General features: G+C 38.5%; 16 protein-coding genes and 2 pseudogenes. 15 read left to right on the top strand and 3 right to left on the bottom strand.

The window, feature by feature from the left end; translation table 11 throughout:
• The 4 genes and pseudogenes from HGJ98_RS14905 to HGJ98_RS14890 all read left to right on the top strand — a co-directional run.
• Positions 1 to 78, top strand: a pseudogene (locus HGJ98_RS14905) (glutamate-5-semialdehyde dehydrogenase); the annotation flags it as partial.
• Between the two features lie 182 nt (positions 79 to 260).
• Complete coding sequence (locus HGJ98_RS14900; protein ID WP_291352218.1) at positions 261 to 932, top strand: serine/threonine protein kinase; 672 nt, start codon at positions 261 to 263, stop codon at positions 930 to 932.
• A 368-nt stretch (positions 933 to 1,300) separates the two neighbouring features.
• Positions 1,301 to 1,540, top strand: a pseudogene (locus HGJ98_RS14895) (UDP-N-acetylglucosamine--LPS N-acetylglucosamine transferase); the annotation flags it as partial.
• Between the two features lie 400 nt (positions 1,541 to 1,940).
• Complete coding sequence (locus tag HGJ98_RS14890; RefSeq protein WP_291352217.1) at positions 1,941 to 3,515, top strand: MDR family MFS transporter; 1,575 nt, start codon at positions 1,941 to 1,943, stop codon at positions 3,513 to 3,515.
• Positions 3,516 to 3,683: 168 nt separating this feature from the next.
• Here the strand turns inward: HGJ98_RS14890 and HGJ98_RS14885 are convergent, their stop codons facing one another.
• Complete coding sequence (locus HGJ98_RS14885) at positions 3,684 to 4,316, bottom strand: NlpC/P60 family protein (RefSeq protein ID WP_291352215.1); 633 nt, start codon at positions 4,314 to 4,316, stop codon at positions 3,684 to 3,686.
• A 325-nt stretch (positions 4,317 to 4,641) separates the two neighbouring features.
• On the opposite strand from HGJ98_RS14885, the gene HGJ98_RS14880 reads away from it, so the two are divergent.
• The 4 genes from HGJ98_RS14880 (at position 4,642) to HGJ98_RS14865 (ending at position 8,893) form a co-directional block, all read left to right on the top strand.
• A complete protein-coding gene (locus tag HGJ98_RS14880) occupies positions 4,642 to 5,541 on the top strand; it encodes a glutamate mutase L (RefSeq protein WP_291352213.1) in 900 nt (299 codons plus the stop codon).
• Between the two features lie 28 nt (positions 5,542 to 5,569).
• Positions 5,570 to 6,184 (top strand): hypothetical protein, encoded by a 615-nt coding sequence (locus HGJ98_RS14875; RefSeq protein WP_291352211.1) that lies wholly within the window; start codon positions 5,570 to 5,572, stop codon positions 6,182 to 6,184.
• Positions 6,185 to 6,424: 240 nt separating this feature from the next.
• A complete protein-coding gene (locus tag HGJ98_RS14870; protein WP_291352210.1) occupies positions 6,425 to 7,612 on the top strand; it encodes a pyridoxal phosphate-dependent aminotransferase in 1,188 nt (395 codons plus the stop codon).
• Between the two features lie 111 nt (positions 7,613 to 7,723).
• Entirely contained in the window at positions 7,724 to 8,893 is a 1,170-nt protein-coding gene (locus HGJ98_RS14865; RefSeq protein ID WP_291352208.1) for an amidohydrolase family protein, read from the top strand.
• A gap of 15 nt (positions 8,894 to 8,908) precedes the next feature.
• On the opposite strand, the gene HGJ98_RS14860 is transcribed toward HGJ98_RS14865, so the two are convergent.
• The gene (locus HGJ98_RS14860) at positions 8,909 to 9,709 is read right to left on the bottom strand and encodes a DUF3786 domain-containing protein (protein WP_291352206.1); all 801 of its coding nucleotides are present in this window, start codon (positions 9,707 to 9,709) and stop codon (positions 8,909 to 8,911) included.
• 329 nt (positions 9,710 to 10,038) lie between these two features.
• Between HGJ98_RS14860 and HGJ98_RS14855 the strand changes: the two genes are divergently transcribed.
• From HGJ98_RS14855 to HGJ98_RS14845, 3 genes are all read left to right on the top strand, one after another.
• Positions 10,039 to 10,212 (top strand): hypothetical protein, encoded by a 174-nt coding sequence (locus HGJ98_RS14855; RefSeq protein ID WP_291352204.1) that lies wholly within the window; start codon positions 10,039 to 10,041, stop codon positions 10,210 to 10,212.
• 16 nt (positions 10,213 to 10,228) lie between these two features.
• Positions 10,229 to 10,591, top strand: a complete 363-nt coding sequence (locus HGJ98_RS14850; RefSeq protein ID WP_291352202.1) for a YccF domain-containing protein — start codon at positions 10,229 to 10,231, stop codon at positions 10,589 to 10,591.
• 83 nt (positions 10,592 to 10,674) lie between these two features.
• On the top strand, positions 10,675 to 11,190 hold the full coding sequence (locus HGJ98_RS14845) for a TIGR00725 family protein (RefSeq protein ID WP_291352200.1): 516 nt from the start codon (positions 10,675 to 10,677) through the stop codon (positions 11,188 to 11,190).
• 134 nt (positions 11,191 to 11,324) lie between these two features.
• Here the strand turns inward: HGJ98_RS14845 and HGJ98_RS14840 are convergent, their stop codons facing one another.
• Positions 11,325 to 12,218: an RluA family pseudouridine synthase gene (locus HGJ98_RS14840; protein WP_291352198.1), complete on the bottom strand. Its 894-nt coding sequence runs from the start codon at positions 12,216 to 12,218 to the stop codon at positions 11,325 to 11,327.
• 371 nt (positions 12,219 to 12,589) lie between these two features.
• Between HGJ98_RS14840 and HGJ98_RS14835 the strand changes: the two genes are divergently transcribed.
• From HGJ98_RS14835 to HGJ98_RS14820, 4 genes are all read left to right on the top strand, one after another.
• Complete coding sequence (locus HGJ98_RS14835) at positions 12,590 to 12,799, top strand: helix-turn-helix transcriptional regulator (protein ID WP_291352196.1); 210 nt, start codon at positions 12,590 to 12,592, stop codon at positions 12,797 to 12,799.
• Positions 12,792 to 13,235 carry a DUF6773 family protein gene (locus HGJ98_RS14830; RefSeq protein ID WP_291352194.1) on the top strand — a complete coding sequence of 148 codons (444 nt, stop codon included), beginning with the start codon at positions 12,792 to 12,794 and terminating at the stop codon, positions 13,233 to 13,235. The genes HGJ98_RS14835 and HGJ98_RS14830 overlap by 8 nt, the downstream gene beginning before the upstream one ends.
• Positions 13,236 to 13,634: 399 nt before the next feature.
• Positions 13,635 to 14,498, top strand: a complete 864-nt coding sequence (locus HGJ98_RS14825) for a nitroreductase family protein (RefSeq protein ID WP_291352192.1) — start codon at positions 13,635 to 13,637, stop codon at positions 14,496 to 14,498.
• A gap of 28 nt (positions 14,499 to 14,526) precedes the next feature.
• Positions 14,527 to 14,838 carry a hypothetical protein gene (locus tag HGJ98_RS14820; RefSeq protein WP_291352190.1) on the top strand — a complete coding sequence of 104 codons (312 nt, stop codon included), beginning with the start codon at positions 14,527 to 14,529 and terminating at the stop codon, positions 14,836 to 14,838.
• Positions 14,839 to 15,261: the final 423 nt, after the last annotated feature.

The raw sequence follows: 15,261 nt of genomic DNA, 5'->3' as shown, positions 1-15,261 counted from the left end.
GCACGTGGACCAATGGGTCTGAAAGAGTTAACGACGATTAAGTACATGATTTATGGAGATGGACAAATCGTTAAATAATTAAGATAATCGTAAGGAAATTCATGATAGGCCAATAATTATTGATGTCAATGATTATTGGCTAGACTTTTGCCTTTGACTAGGGTACATTTATGATGGCAGGATTTGCGATGTTTGCTGTACCAATCTCAAATGCTAGGGTTTGTGAAAGTAGGAGCAACGTAACAGAGGGTGAAATCTAAATGGAATGGGATATTATTGAGAAAGAACTAAATCAATTACGAGTCTCATCTAAAGGGGAAAATGAGCTTGTTATTGTGAAGGGGCATTACAAAAAACTAGAGTGTATTGGTGTCGGGACGGACGCAGCTGTATTTCGTTTTTCGGATGCTCCGAAATATGCTTTCAAAGTATTCAGTGATGATAAGTTAGGGAAGTTAGAAAATGAGATTGAGGTTTATAGAAAGCTAGGTCCTTCGGAGTATTTTCCTGTGTATTATGGTAGAGGATTGAATTATCTTGTGATGAGTTTTGAAGAAGGAATAACACTCTATGATTGTCTTTTAAAGGGGATTCATATACCGAAACAAATCATTCTAGATGTCGATGAGGCCATTAACTATGGGCAAAGCAAAGGACTAAACCCAAGGGATATTCATTTAAAGAATATCCTACTCCAAGAGGGTAGAGCTAAACTTCTTGATGTCTCTGAGTATCTGAATCCAGGAAACGATAAAAGGTGGGAATACTTGAAAGAAGGCTATTTGGAACATTATCACTTAATCGATGGAAAGGCCCTTCCGCTTTTACTTATTGAAACTGTACGAAAGTGGTATAACCAAACTAGTCCCGAAAGTCTTAATGTTCATGACGTTGTTAAAGCTCTCATTATGCTTTTCCGAATGGGGACATAGTTTTAGGGAGAGGTTTTTTGCTTTATCAATGGCATATTCCCGCATATATAAAAAGGACCTGTGATCGCTTGTGGAGAGTGGTACAGGTCCTTTGCCTATTATGGTAAGAGAAATTAATTAAGTGCAGTAGAGCTTTAGCTACCATAAGTGGAGGCATATAGTGTCTTCAGTAGATACAAAAATGATTTAATCTGTTTTAAGAAATTCTTAAGAATTAGACTTGCTATAATTTAAGAACTAAACCTTATAATGCAGTTATGGCATCTCATAATGCCCTTTTGATTAAGGTCATCAGACATTTGCGGTTTTTTGACATGTTTAGGACTTTTGAGTTGTTAGAAACGATTATTGAGGGGGGCTATCGTTACCGATTTTTAAATCAACTAGGACGCTCCAATTTCCTCAAATACATTCAGGAATTTGATCCTGATCTAATTGTATGCACTTATCCAACAGTGTCTTCAATTCTAGCTCAACTGAGATTAGAGCATATATTGTAGGTTCCGGTGGTCACTATAATTACGGATTATACGGTTCACGGTCATTGGATACATCCCGGTGTGGATCGGTATATGGTGGCCTGTGAGGAGGTTAAGGAAATGTTAGTGACGGCGTAGCAACCCAGTTTATAAAGCAACATGTTATTTTAGATCTCTTATCTGCAATAGTATTAGGTGGGTTAATTTTCGATCTGGTTTTTTACGTAAATATGGAGAGATTACGCGCGTTGCTAAAGGACCCCTACTTGTGGTTGATAATGAAAAAAAACCAAAGATCTAATAATAGTTATTGAGTGTGAACAAGTACATCTTGGGGGGGGCTCTTATAATAATTGGAGTTATATTAGTTTAAAAAATTTCACGACTAAACCAATTCTTATATGACGAATTACTATATAAATGATAAACTAATATTTGAACTGATTTTAGAATTATCAGATCTTTTATACTAAACCTAAAAAAAACTGATCTTAGATAGAAAGAGGGCAAATACGGAGGAACGATTATAATGGAAGAGTTATCCTATCAGCGTAAAATCACGATAATGATTGCCATCATTGTAGCCATGTTTTTTTCTTCGATTAACCAAACAATTGTTGGTGTGGCCTTACCTCGTATTATCGCTAAACTCGGTGGTATGGATTATTATACTTGGATTATATCAATCTACCTATTAGCTTCAACGATCTCTACGATCCTGGTCGGAAAACTCTCAGATATCTATGGTCGAAAGCCTTTCATCTTATCAGGAATTGTAATTTTTATGATTGGTGCTTTCTTGGCCGGAACCTCTAAGGATATTTTTCAATTGATTGTTTACCGAGGGGTTCAGGGGGTAGGGGCTGGTATTATCATGGCTACAGCTTTTACAGCCATTGGGGATTTATTCTCACCGCGTGAAAGAGGACGATGGGCTGGACTCATGAGCGCTGTTTTCGGAATATCTAGTATCCTAGGTCCAGGTTTTGGAGGATATATTGTGGATCATATGGACTGGCACTGGGTATTTTGGTTTTTCCTTCCTCTTGGATTTATTGCCTTCTTTATGATTCTGATTCTTTTCCCTAGAACTCAGCGTCGAGAGTCAGAGTCTATCGATTATTTAGGTTCCTTATTTCTAACTCTTACAATTGTTCCGATGTTACTTGTATTCTCTTGGGCAGGAACAAAGTATCCGTGGGGATCATCTCGAATTTTAGTACTCTTAATAGTTGCTGTTGTGTCTTTAGCTCTGTTTATCTTCGTTGAAACTAAGGTGAAAACCCCGGTTCTTCCACTATACTTATTTAAGAATAGAGTGGTAATTATTTCGAATATGGTTGGCTTCCTAATGTTTGCTGGAATGATGGGTGCACTTATGTATATGCCGTTTTATGTTCAGGGAGTTATGGGTGTTTCGGCAACCTATGCGGGTTATGTCACTATGCCTATGTCTATAAGTATGTTTACTTTGAGTGCCTTTTCAGGACGTCGGATGACTAAGACGGGTAAATATAAAAAAATGGCACTCATTGGAACGGCTATCATGGTTTTAGGAATGTTTTTAATGTCTATAATGAATAGTATCCTTTTGGCCGCGCTCAGTATGGCTATATTCGGTTTTGGTCTCGGGCTTAGCATGCCCGTCTTTATGATCTCTGTCCAAAATTCAGTTGATTCAAAAGATTTAGGAGTGGCTACAGCTTCTGTGCAATTATTTCGCAACCTTGGCGGGACTATGGGTATAGCTGTTATGGGTACCATTCTTTCAACAAGTATCACAACCAAAATGAAAGGGTTAACCTCTATTAATAGTAGTATTAATTCGGTATCACTAGATCCAGCGATGGCTGAAAAGCTAGTCCAATTTAAAAATCCCCAAATCTTACTAGACCAAACGAAACTTATTGATATTCAAAACAGCTTGCCTATCCCAATACAACCTGTCTTTACACAGCTTATCGAAAGCTTACGGGAGGCCTTAGCTGCTTCCTTATCGAATGTCTTCATAACTGGAACGATCGTATTAGTTGTGGCGTTCGTACTAACCTTTTTCCTTAAGGAAGTTCCCCTTCGCACTTCGGTTAAGTACAGTAAGTCATAATGAGAATAAGAACAAACAGGACTCAAAGGTTGATGACGATCTTATGAATAAGCGCTTGGGACTTATTGACTTAGCTTTGTAGCAAATGAATTGGGCAGAAATCGAAAAGGCCACGCGGTTGCGTGGCCTTCAAAATTAGTAAGAAAATATTGAATTCGAGTCAGGACCTTAATAGACGCGTTTTGCTCCAACATACGTGTTGGTCCAGTAAGGGGTAAAGGGGTAAATAGCAACTCCCTTACTACTCGTTGCACTGATAAATTCATTATTTCCTAGATAGATTCCTACATGACTGACTTGTTTTCCCGAGGTGATGTTAAAGAAAACCAAGTCGCCTGGAATAAGATCACTGAAGCTCACTGGGGTTCCTATAGCGTATTGATCCACACTAACACGTGGTAAACTAATATTTTGGCTAGCAAAAACATAGCGTGTAAAACCAGAGCAGTCAAATCCCGCTGGAGTGGTACCTCCCCATCTGTAGGGAACGCCTAGAAAACTTTTGGCTGTGTTAATAATTTGCTCCGTTTTTCCCTGAGGTGAACGAGTTGCAATCTGTAAGGCTGCTTGAGTTTGTGGTCCGACAACACCATCGACTAACAGGTTTTTATCACGTTGAAACGCGATAACGGCAGCCTTGGTTTTTGTTCCGAAAATTCCATCTAATGGACCAACATTATAACTTAAGGCTTGAAGTTCTGATTGCAACAGGCGGATATCTGAGCCAGTTGATCCTACTTTTAGTATAGCCGCTTGGGCTCCAGAAGCAGAGGCCAAAATTGTCATTATTACTAAGGTCATTAATATAATGCTTTTTTTCACATGAATACCCCTTTCTTGTATTAGTTTTAAAACATATAGTTTTTTCGACCGTTGCTTTCACTAAAGTTGTTCCAGTTAAATTACATATCTGCAATAAGCCCCTTGCTCAGTGAAGTATACATGCTGACAACGTAAAAATATAGTACAAGTTGTTGGTATATATACCATTTAAAACTTCTTAAGTAATTATACGGTAAAATAGAATCAACGAACTCGTGAAGGAGAGCCTAGAGGAAGGTCTTAAAAGTTTCGTTTTCGGGGTACTATAATACCTAGAAAATGTCATTAAGTAAGGAGAATTAAAATGCTAAAGGTTCTAGTAGCCGAGATTGATAATAAGTCGACGGTCGTGAATGCTTTCGGTGATTTAAATACGGAAAATCCTAAGAAACTTGGACAAGGGATTTCCTCGACGACAGCAGATAATGGGGATATTGGAATTGGAGTTAAATGTGCTGTTAGTAATTTGGAAAACAATATTGGGCCGGCAGGTTCGTTGGAGGAAATACCTTTATATGTTATAAGTTGGCTAACGGAACAAAGTGTAATTCAGGAAACTAGTTTCAGCGAATTTAATTGTGAAGGCCGTATTTTTACTGCTCCGCAAGCAATCATGAAGTCAGCTCAACTGATTTATGAAGAAGTTGGGGATGTTATAGTGCTTGACGTAAGTGGTGCATCGACTACGGTATACTCGATAACTGCGGAACGATTAGCTCAACAAACAGTTGAGGAAGATCTTGGCTTAAGAATACCTGCTTTGACCTTAGTGAAACTCATAGGTGAAGGTAGAATAAAGGAGCATTATGGCCAGGATTGGAAGGAAATTTTAAACTCTGAACTTGAGACGACAGAAAAGATAGCCCTTAACGCAGAGCTGGTTTCTGCGGCAGTATCAATAGCACTGCAAAGGCATAGTAGTGGATTTATCAAAGATAGGAATAGTGTTTTAAGCGTCGAGATGCAGAATTTAAGGCGGATCAGGTGGATCGTTGGAACCGGGTTGGCTCTCACCCAGCTGCCAAATGCCCTTGATATTATGAAGGAAAGCATTAAGGAGATGAACCATCCTTTGCTTTCTCACGAAGGCATAGCAGTAATGTTAGATAAAGATTGTCTAATGGCCTCCTTGGGAGTTTTAGCATCGACCTACAGAGCAGGAGCCTGGGAGCTTTTGCGTGAGTCCTTCGGAGTAGAGAACTAAACGTCACTGTGAAGGAGTATAGGTTGAAATGAATAATCATAACAATAAGTCTGCAATTGGACTTGCTGTCTTGTTTGAGTTAATTCTAATAGTAACTGCTTTAGTAGATATCCTATCAAGAGAATGGAAAACCGTACTCTTGGTTTTGCTCGCTATGGTATGTATTATTTTGCCTTTCATTATTACGTGGATTGCTAACCTAAAGAATATAATGTTACCTTCTAGCTTTCAGATCATAACATTAATATTTATTTTACTAGCCCAATACTTTGGAGAAATTATGAATTTTTATCAAATTTTTTGGTGGTGGGATTTATTTTTGCATGCCATTTTTGGCAGCTATGGGGTGATAATTGCCTGGCATCTTATGAGAGGGGTTATCAGAAAAGAACAAGAAACGACGAATCAACGATTTACGTTATTTAGATCGATAGTTGCATTTAGTTTTACCATTGCCTCAGGTACTTTATGGGAAATATTAGAATTCATGGGGGATTACTTTTTCAAAACGAGTATGGTAAAGGGCGGGCTTGAAGACACATCGACAGATCTTATTGTAAAGATTTTGGCAGCGTTCATCACTTCGACTTTTTGTTACTATCGCATTTTGAAACGTAATAATAGTCTAAGGTTAGAGATCTAAATTATTTAATATTTACTTTTACTATAGAAGATATCCAAAAGGTTGTTAGCTATCTTATAACAGCAATACTTAGAAATTACTTAAAATATGTTATAATACTAATAAATGAAGCACCTCATACACATACAGTTTATGTAGGTTGATTCAGGCTTGATTGTTACGTTCCGGATGGGACTAGGATTAAGCTCCCCTTACCCCCGTTTTTGTGGTATAAAGCTAATGAGAAAGGTATGATGACCCATGATATCAAAAAAAATGCAAGAGCAGGTGCAAAATAGTTCTGTTATTCGTGCCATGTTTGAGGAAGGAAAACGATTGGCAGGAATTCACGGCGCAGAAAACGTTTTTGATTTTAGCCTTGGAAACCCCAATGTCAAACCACCTGAAGATGTGAAGAAGGCAATTATGGAGATAGTTAATGATGGAGAAGCTGCAGGTGTTCATGGGTACATGAATAACTCGGGCTATGAAGATGTAAGAGCAGCCATCGCTAAATCGATTAATGATAAATTTGATACTACATTTACTCACAATAATATTATTATGACCGTTGGAGCCGCAGGTGGCTTAAACGTCATTTTCAAGACTTTACTTAACCCTGAGGATCAGGTTATTACTTTCGCACCTTTTTTCGGAGAATATAGGAGCTATGTTAAAAACTACGAGGGTGAACTAGTCATAATATCCCCAAATACGATTGATTTCCAGCCTAATCTTGACGAATTTAAAGAGAAAATTACTCCTAAGACTAAAGCGGTTATCATCAATTCTCCTAATAACCCAACAGGTGTTATCTATTCTGAAGAAACCATCCTTAAGCTCTCGGGAATACTTAAGGAGAAGCAAAAGGAATTTGGCACGGATATTTATATTGTTTCTGACGAACCGTATCGGGAACTTGCTTATGATAACATTGAAGTGCCCTATCTTTCAAAATACTATGAAAACACAATCATAGGATACTCGTTTAGTAAATCACTTTCCCTACCTGGAGAACGTATAGGCTACTTAGTGATTTCTGATCAGGCGGCTGATTTTGAGAATATTATTTCGGCGGCTAATATTGCTAATCGAATTCTAGGGTTCGTAAATGCTCCGTCATTATTTCAACGCGTTATTGCCAAGTGCTTAGATGCTAAGGTGGATCTCGAGATCTATAATAGGAATCGGGAACTGTTCTATAATGCCCTCTTATCCTATGGCTATGAATGTATTAAACCAGAAGGTGCTTTTTACATGTTTGTTAAATCTCCCATTGAGAATGAAGCAGAGTTCTGCCGCATGGCTAATAAGAAGAATATTCTAATTGTTCCTGGCAGTGCCTTTGGCTGCCCAGGCTATGTTCGTATTGCCTATTGTGTTGCTTACAAAACCATTGAAAAATCATTACCAGGTTTTAAAGCATTAATTGAAGAATTGAAAAAATAAAGATTCATATATTGACGTTTAAGTCAAATAGTTTTTATCAATGAAAAAGAGCAAGAAGCTAAACCCTCCGCGGTGCTTCTTGCTCTTTTGGTAAAGGAGTTAAACCGAATAATGTATATTTCGTGTAGTTCAGAACGGAAAATGGTTGAAATTCCTAGAGAGGGAGAAGCAATAATCGCTGGGTATTGGAGTCCTCAGCTAGATTTATGTTCTCATCCCGTAAGCCTAAAATGGAAGGATGGCAAGGTCAACACCTTGGAGACATTAGATTCTTTGGAGAGTTGTGCCAAAATATCATCCTTGCAATGGAATTCCTATTTTCTCTTACCGGGATGGATAGATGTTCATGTCCATCTAGCTTTGGACAGCCTTGATTTTTATCAGTGTTTGGAAAATTGGGCTCAGCCATCTTTAATAGAGGATAACATCGAAAGATATTTACAGCGATATCTAGAGATGGGAATTGTGGGTATTCGTGATGGTGGTGACTTGCCTGGCTTTTCATGGATGGCGAAAAACAAGGTGAGGGAAGGAGTTTGGTCTGGACCGGGGATTATTTCAGTACGGGAAGCTGTGAATAGAGCGGGTATGTACGGCCGTTTTCTCGGTCGTGGTTTTATTGATTTCTTAGACTGGCGAGACAAGGAAAGTGGTTTCTTTGACCAAGGACTAGACCAGCTTAAAGTCATCGTCACTGGACTAATTCGGTTTGATGCTTTTCACAAGGTAGGCCCAACTCAATGGACAGTCGAGGAATTAAAAGGGTTGGTCGAATCGGCTCATGAACGAGGGAAACTTGTCATGGCTCATGCTAGTGGAGAAGAGGGGATCTCGATAGCGATTGCTGCAGGAGTAGATTCCATTGAACATGGATATTACATAACAACCGGACAGCTTGAATTGATGAAAAAAAAGAATATTGCTTGGGTCCCTACCGTGGCACCCATCGGAAATATTCTCAAATATCCTTCGGATCGATACTCCAGCCTCGAAATTGATACCTTGAAACGTATTCTAGAGGGACAATTATCTAGAATCTATGAGGCTTACTGTCTAGATGTCCGAATGGGTGTTGGTACAGATGCAGGTGCCTATCGAGTACCTCACGCAGAAGGCTTTTATGATGAGTTAGACTGGATGATACAAGCTGGAATTCCAAGGCTAGAGGTCTATCGTATGGCGACCCGTGAAAATGCTCAAATTGTTGGAAGACCGGATTGGGGAAGGTTAGATATCGGAACCCCTATGAATCAATTACAGCTCGTAAATGGCTTTAGGTGATAGAGGGTTTCATACCTAAATGTGAGTTGAAGTAATCTTTTGAAACATCACCAAAAGTCCAACACAAAGCCTATAGATCGAATCAATCTTAAGGTTGTCTTCAGCAGTGGCATCGAAAAAAACATTAAGCTTAGACTCCAAGTCTTCTTCTGGTTTTTTGTAACATATAAGTATTGGAACCTTTGGTAGAGGGTATAAGACCAGGGAAATATCTGAGGAAAAACTAGTTTCAGTGTATTTTCCACTAAAAATGACTATCAAATCTTCAATAAAATCAGGATGAGTATCAATCAGTTGCTTTAAAGGTTTTTCAAATCTTTGTTCAAAAAAGGAATTCCATACAGTTTCATTACTAAGTTCTCTGAAGGGAACCCATTTGCTGGATAGATCATTGCCCGCACTATAGATAATATAATTCAGTAAAGGGACAGTCACCCATACATTGATGTGGCAGTCAGATATAATGTTTCCCTCAGAATCAACGGTGAAGTTCTTGCCTAAACACTTAACTGTCAGCTTATCGCTAGAAAGCTTAGCCCCTAATCGTTGTACCGACGCAGCAAAGTCAATGTTAACTATTTCACTTTTTAAGGGTTCTAGTGCCTGCATAAGTTGCTCTTCGGGAGTCGCTTGTTTGATGATTTTTCCTTCAAGTTCCTCAAGGATATTTTTGTCAAGATGAGGACATTGGTTGAGACGTTTTTGCCCTTTAATCAGATCAGCAGCAAACGCTAAGCAGGTCACCACTCCACATTGTTTGCAATTCGTTTTAGGGAGTATTTTATAGATTTCAATTGGGTTGTCGAGTTTTGCCATATGACATTGCCCCTTCCGCAAGAAGACTTCATAATTTTCATTTAATTAATATTCTATAACAAATCACGATTCCCTTCAGCATGTTAAGCGACATAGCAGAACAATCTTCAAACAGATATTTATACTCTTATATCATCGCGCGGCGAGGCAATAGGGAAGGATAGTTATTTCTTCTTTTCAAAGAGCGTGTTATGATAATAAAGTTAGATGCTCCGACGATAAATTTCCTTGAGTGTAAATTTGTCATTACATATGGAATAAGGATAAATACCGAAATAGATCGTTATGATTAATTAGGAACATTTATAATAGAAGGAGAGAGAAATGTTATGGAGAATTTCACTGGGGGATTAGGGCTACAACAAATACTTATGGGAGTTTTAGGGATCCTAGCTGTAGGTTTTATTCTCAAAAAGCTCTTTAAATTGGCTATTACCATAGCAATTATTATTGCACTTGTATACTATGGATTGCCCATGCTCCAGACAGTTGTACCAATGTAAGAGGGGAGGACTTAGTGTGAATGTTATTGGTAATATAATCTGGCTACTATTAGGCGGGATTATTGCCTCTGTTCTATGGTTTTTAGCGGGCTTATTATTGTGTGTAACAATCATTGGCATTCCATTTGGTGTTCAGTGTTTTAAGATTGCTTTATTTGTCTTGTGGCCTTTTGGAAAAGAAATCGAACTTGGACACTTTGGAGCAGGAGGTTTAATCTTTAATATCATCTGGCTCGTCGTTTTTGGATGGGAGTTTGCTATAGCTCATCTGGTTATAGGAGCATTTTTTTGTCTAACAATTGTAGGTATACCCTTTGGACTTCAGCATTTTAAATTTGCAAAACTGGGGCTCATCCCTTTCGGGGCAAGAATACAATAGGCATAATGCTAGGCGTCAGTGACATATTCTACAAAAGCTTTATCAATGTGGGACAAGTCATTTTCTGAGAGGATGAGTAAATAATGATACGCATTGGGGTAATTGGACAGTCGGGTGAGATCCCCGCTGAACTGCAACGATTAGCTTATGAAATAGGTAGAGAAATTGCTCTAAGAGGTGCAATTCTTTTATCAGGTGGTACAAATGGTGTGATGGAGTGTGTTTCTAAAGGTGCTAAAGAAGCGAATGGCTTAGTCGTAGGGATTTTGCCGGGAGATACAATGGATAAGGCGAACAAATATATCGATATTCCTATTAATACCGGATTAAGCTTTGATTACCGGAGCTTAATTCTCGTTCATTCATCGGATGCGTTGATAATGGTGGGGGGAGGAAATGGCACTCTGGGGGAATTATCCGCCGCTTATCTAAACCTCAAACCTGTTATAATACTCGAACCTTCAGGCGGTTGGGCTAATAAGGTAAGGACCATGGCTTATGACGAGGCTTATCTCGATGAACGAAAAAGCACAAAATTGGATTATGCACAGACCGTTAAAGAGGCTTTAGATATTGCCTTCAGCCGAGTGAAAAGATGAGACCCCAAAAACCAATTAACCGCCCACTTGTTCTGGATACAAGTGGGCGGTTAATTGGTTTATGCAGAAGGAAGATATCGGCAGCATTTTCAATTGGTCATGTAGACCGAGGGATTTATAGTAAGACTCCCTGATTAGTTCGAGAGACTTTCTAGGACTCGTAAAAAACTAATTGGAAACGGAGCTACAGCTGTAATTTTACGTTGCTCAACTGGATGTGGGAATTCCAACGAAACTGCGTGTAAGGTTTGTCCTGCTATAAGAGTTGAGCCTTTTCCGTACATTCTATCTCCTATAATTGGATGTCCTGAATGGGATAAATGAACACGGATCTGATGAGTCCTGCCAGTGTCTAGAGATAGTTCCAACAAGGAAGCTTCCGAAAAGCTCTGAAGCGTCGTGTAATGAGTTATGGCCTCGTCTCCCTTTTGGTTAACGGCGCGCCGATTGGGCTTGGTAAGATGTGGACCTATCGGTGCAATAATAGTTCCAGATGAGGGGTGTATAATTCCATGAACCACTGCTTGGTAAGTACGCTTAAGGGTTCCCTCCTTTAAACCTTTATCTAACTGGGCTTGAGTATGGCTGTCTTTAGCAAATAGGACACAGCCTGAAGTTTCTCTGTCCAGGCGGTGTATTGGACGGGTAGTGCAAACTACTCCTTGCTGTTGATAATAATGGGCGAGGTAATTACTTAAAGTACCCCGGGATGTCTGACCCGCTGGGTGTACCAACAGACCTGAGGGCTTGTTCAATACTATAAGATACTTATCTTCATATAATACATCGACTAGTCCTTGCTCTGGTTCGACTCCATAGGATGAGTCTTCAAGAGTTAGAACACGCAAAATATCACCCGTTTTAACTCTCTTTTGTAAAAAAACGGGTTTCTTATTCAAGACTATCCCCTTTTGTCGGGTTAACTTCTGAATCTTTCGTCCTGAATACTCCAGGATCTGTTTTAGGTAGACCTCAACCGTTAGTCCTTCATGCTCCTCAACAATCGGGTAGGTAATGTATGATTTCATAATACAATCACTCTCGCCATAATAATTTTGATGTTCCCTCTACACTACCACATTTTTTCTCTATATGCATATGAGCATCATCATTTAAATGAGGGGAACTAAAGACACTCATTCCATACATAAGAAGTTCCACCGTTCCGAATTTAGAATACGATTCCCATAGCGATTAGAAGAGGATTTAATTACTACGACTAACCATATAGAATTATCAAGATCTAATATCACCAAAATATATTTGTTTCGGGATAGACTGCAAATCGAACCTTAATTGCAAATTGAATAAATTTGAATAGCAATAAATAAATTACATTGTGTAAAGTATATTTGACATAGTGTAATTTTTCTGTTACTATTATTCTAGAGGTGTTAGGATGAGCAAAAATTTGAAAATGAAATCCTCAAGAGCTGCTAAAGACATGTCACAAAAGGATCTGGCGGATGCCACGGGAGTAACCCGTCAGACTATTAATGCTATTGAGAAGGGGGATTACAATCCATCAATTAAATTATGCATTGCTATTTGTAAGGCTCTAGATAAGACTCTTGATCAACTATTTTGGAAGGATGATGAAGATGCATAGAAGTCAATTGGATGAAATGCAGCTACAAAAACGAAACATGGTTGGGAATCAAGCGTATATGCTACTTTTCTACTTGCTCTTAATTGATATAGGTCTTTATGGCTATGGTTTTCGATGGCTACAATATCCCATGAATGTTTTTATAATTATGCTAGGGTGTATGACTTATTATTTGATCCGTCTAATATGGAATAATTCATATGTCGGGCCTGGAATAAAGAATAAAAGTGTAGTGAGAAAAATCGGCCTAGTCATTGCACTAGCAGGGATTGTGGCAGGAATCACAATTTCTTATTTGGGATCCAATTCTCTAGAAATGCTATTTGCCTATGAGGATAATGGGGCAATGATTTTATTGATAGTTTCAATAGTACTATTCATAGTGTTGGCGGTTGTCGGCTTAATTTCTAAATGGCAAAACAGAAGCGGTGACTAACTAACTAGGACCCTTCAGAAAGTTTCCTCAGAGTTAAGACTAGAGACATTGAAAACGCAGATCACGGCTATGTATGGAAAAATGATCTACCAGTAATACTAGGGTTAATATATGATTGGAGGTGTTTTTATGGGAGATAAAAGTCCTAAGAACAAGGAAAAAATGAAGAAGAAGGTTGAGAAAAAAGCCATTATTCCTCCAATATCTTAAATGCCAATCCAAAAGTACTTTGCCTTCTTAATTGCCTTTAAACGACTCCGGTACTAGCTGGAGTCTGTTTTTTGGATAATTGGTAGTATATCTAAGTAAATCACGCCATAATTTGTTATAATAGAGGTCTGGATGCGATTCCGTTCCGTATGATGTAAGGGTTAGTATTAAGTGAAAGTCGGAGGTTATATGACAAATTTTCGTTTTTTTAAAACTCCAATTACAGAAATCATAAAAAAGAGAATTTCTGTCCGTACTTATTCAGAACAGCCACTTACAAGCGATATAAAAGAAACGCTGCTTGAATTCTTTGCAATTTCTAAAGGTCCTTTTGGAACGCCTGTTAGATATAATCTCATCGAAAGGAACCTCGCTCGTTCAAGATCGAATGCAAAGCTTGGAACTTATGGAGTGATAAGGGGTGCATCGACCTATGTTGTTGCCGTAGTTGAAAAGGCCGACAAAGACTTAGAGGATTTTGGATATTCTTTAGAAAATGCTATTTTATTTGCTACGTCTTTGGGGTTGGGCACTTGTTGGCTTGGGGGTACTTTTAAGAAGAGCGAATTCAGTAAAGCGATTGAGCAAAAAGAGCATGAAATATTACCTTGTATCTCACCGATTGGCTACCCCAGCAGTAAAAGAAGTTTGATCGATACTGCTATGAGATTTACAGCTGGATCAAAAAACAGAAAAGAATGGGGAGAGCTTTTTTTTAGTGGAGAGTTTGGGCGTCCTCTATCAATAGAGGAGGCTGGAAAATATGAAACTCCTCTAGAAATGGTTCGACTTGCACCTTCGGCCTCCAACAAGCAGCCATGGAGAGTTGTGAAAACTAATAATATACTCCATTTCTACCTTCAACATACCAAGGGTTATGCGAAGTTATTAGCATATGATTTACAACGAGTTGATATGGGAATTGCCATGTGTCATTTTGAACTGACTACCAAGGAATTAGGAATCAATGGATGTTGGTGTGTCTGTGATCCGGGGAACATAGGCAAACCGCAAGACACAGAATATGTTGTGAGTTGGATCGAAAGTGTCTAACAAGAAAAGTAATGAAGGATGAGGTTTATTGAACACTGGAACATGGATTGCGATTTACTTGCCATTATTCATTCTTTTTTTTATCATATTGCCACAGCAACGTTCAGTCCATAAGGCTGTTTTATTAAGAATTAAGAAAAGGAAAGGTGTTGTTAAGATGACAAACGAGCTTCTAAATAAATATATCGGCAAGAACTGCCAGATAACGACAGGCTCTTTTGGTACGAACGTTAAAGGGAAAATCATTAATGTTAATGATAATTGGATTGAAGTTGAGACTAAAAAAGGCAACGAACTAATCAATGCTGAATTTGTTCAGAGCATAAAAATAGGCATTTAATTGACTATTTTCATCATTAATCGCCCTTATAATAGTAATTAAAAAACTAGTTGACAGCATATGATGAAAATGGTATTATAATCGAGTGCCACAAAGCCATACAATGATCAGAAGTAAGAGGTTTAATACTTCAAGTATATGATCAGAACTTTGTGTTGACAACGCAAGTTGAAAATGCTAAGATGTGATTCCGGCCCAAACGGGTCAAGAAAATAATGGTCTTTGGTCACCTCCCGCCGTCCTGCAAGAAGGTTAATACGTGCGAAGACAGTGTCTTCGGGCTCCGGTGACACTCAGACCATCCATGGTCTTTGAAAACTAAACAACAAGGACAGCCAATGAGAGAGACTCGAAAGAGTTTCAAAATAAATCATGAGTCAATCATCTTCTTCTAGAAGAAGTGAAATAACTTTTTTTGGAGAG

Origin of the sequence: Desulfosporosinus sp., from assembly GCF_014237355.1 — a bacterium.
Taxonomy (GTDB): Bacteria; Bacillota; Desulfitobacteriia; order Desulfitobacteriales; family Desulfitobacteriaceae; genus Desulfosporosinus.
This window is presented reverse-complemented; position numbering and strand designations above follow the sequence as displayed.

Bases quoted from the DNA above. Each gene is read 5' to 3' on its own strand.
- HGJ98_RS14900 (WP_291352218.1), top strand. From the start codon at position 261: ATGGAATGGGATATTATTGAGAAAGAACTAAATCAATTACGAGTCTCA.
- HGJ98_RS14890 (WP_291352217.1), top strand. From the start codon at position 1,941: ATGGAAGAGTTATCCTATCAGCGTAAAATCACGATAATGATTGCCATC.
- HGJ98_RS14885 (WP_291352215.1), bottom strand. From the start codon at position 4,316: ATGACCTTAGTAATAATGACAATTTTGGCCTCTGCTTCTGGAGCCCAA.
- HGJ98_RS14880 (WP_291352213.1), top strand. From the start codon at position 4,642: ATGCTAAAGGTTCTAGTAGCCGAGATTGATAATAAGTCGACGGTCGTG.
- HGJ98_RS14875 (WP_291352211.1), top strand. From the start codon at position 5,570: ATGAATAATCATAACAATAAGTCTGCAATTGGACTTGCTGTCTTGTTT.
- HGJ98_RS14870 (WP_291352210.1), top strand. From the start codon at position 6,425: ATGATATCAAAAAAAATGCAAGAGCAGGTGCAAAATAGTTCTGTTATT.
- HGJ98_RS14865 (WP_291352208.1), top strand. From the start codon at position 7,724: ATGTATATTTCGTGTAGTTCAGAACGGAAAATGGTTGAAATTCCTAGA.
- HGJ98_RS14860 (WP_291352206.1), bottom strand. From the start codon at position 9,709: ATGGCAAAACTCGACAACCCAATTGAAATCTATAAAATACTCCCTAAA.
- HGJ98_RS14855 (WP_291352204.1), top strand. From the start codon at position 10,039: ATGGAGAATTTCACTGGGGGATTAGGGCTACAACAAATACTTATGGGA.
- HGJ98_RS14845 (WP_291352200.1), top strand. From the start codon at position 10,675: ATGATACGCATTGGGGTAATTGGACAGTCGGGTGAGATCCCCGCTGAA.
- HGJ98_RS14840 (WP_291352198.1), bottom strand. From the start codon at position 12,218: ATGAAATCATACATTACCTACCCGATTGTTGAGGAGCATGAAGGACTA.
- HGJ98_RS14835 (WP_291352196.1), top strand. From the start codon at position 12,590: ATGAGCAAAAATTTGAAAATGAAATCCTCAAGAGCTGCTAAAGACATG.
- HGJ98_RS14830 (WP_291352194.1), top strand. From the start codon at position 12,792: ATGCATAGAAGTCAATTGGATGAAATGCAGCTACAAAAACGAAACATG.
- HGJ98_RS14825 (WP_291352192.1), top strand. From the start codon at position 13,635: ATGACAAATTTTCGTTTTTTTAAAACTCCAATTACAGAAATCATAAAA.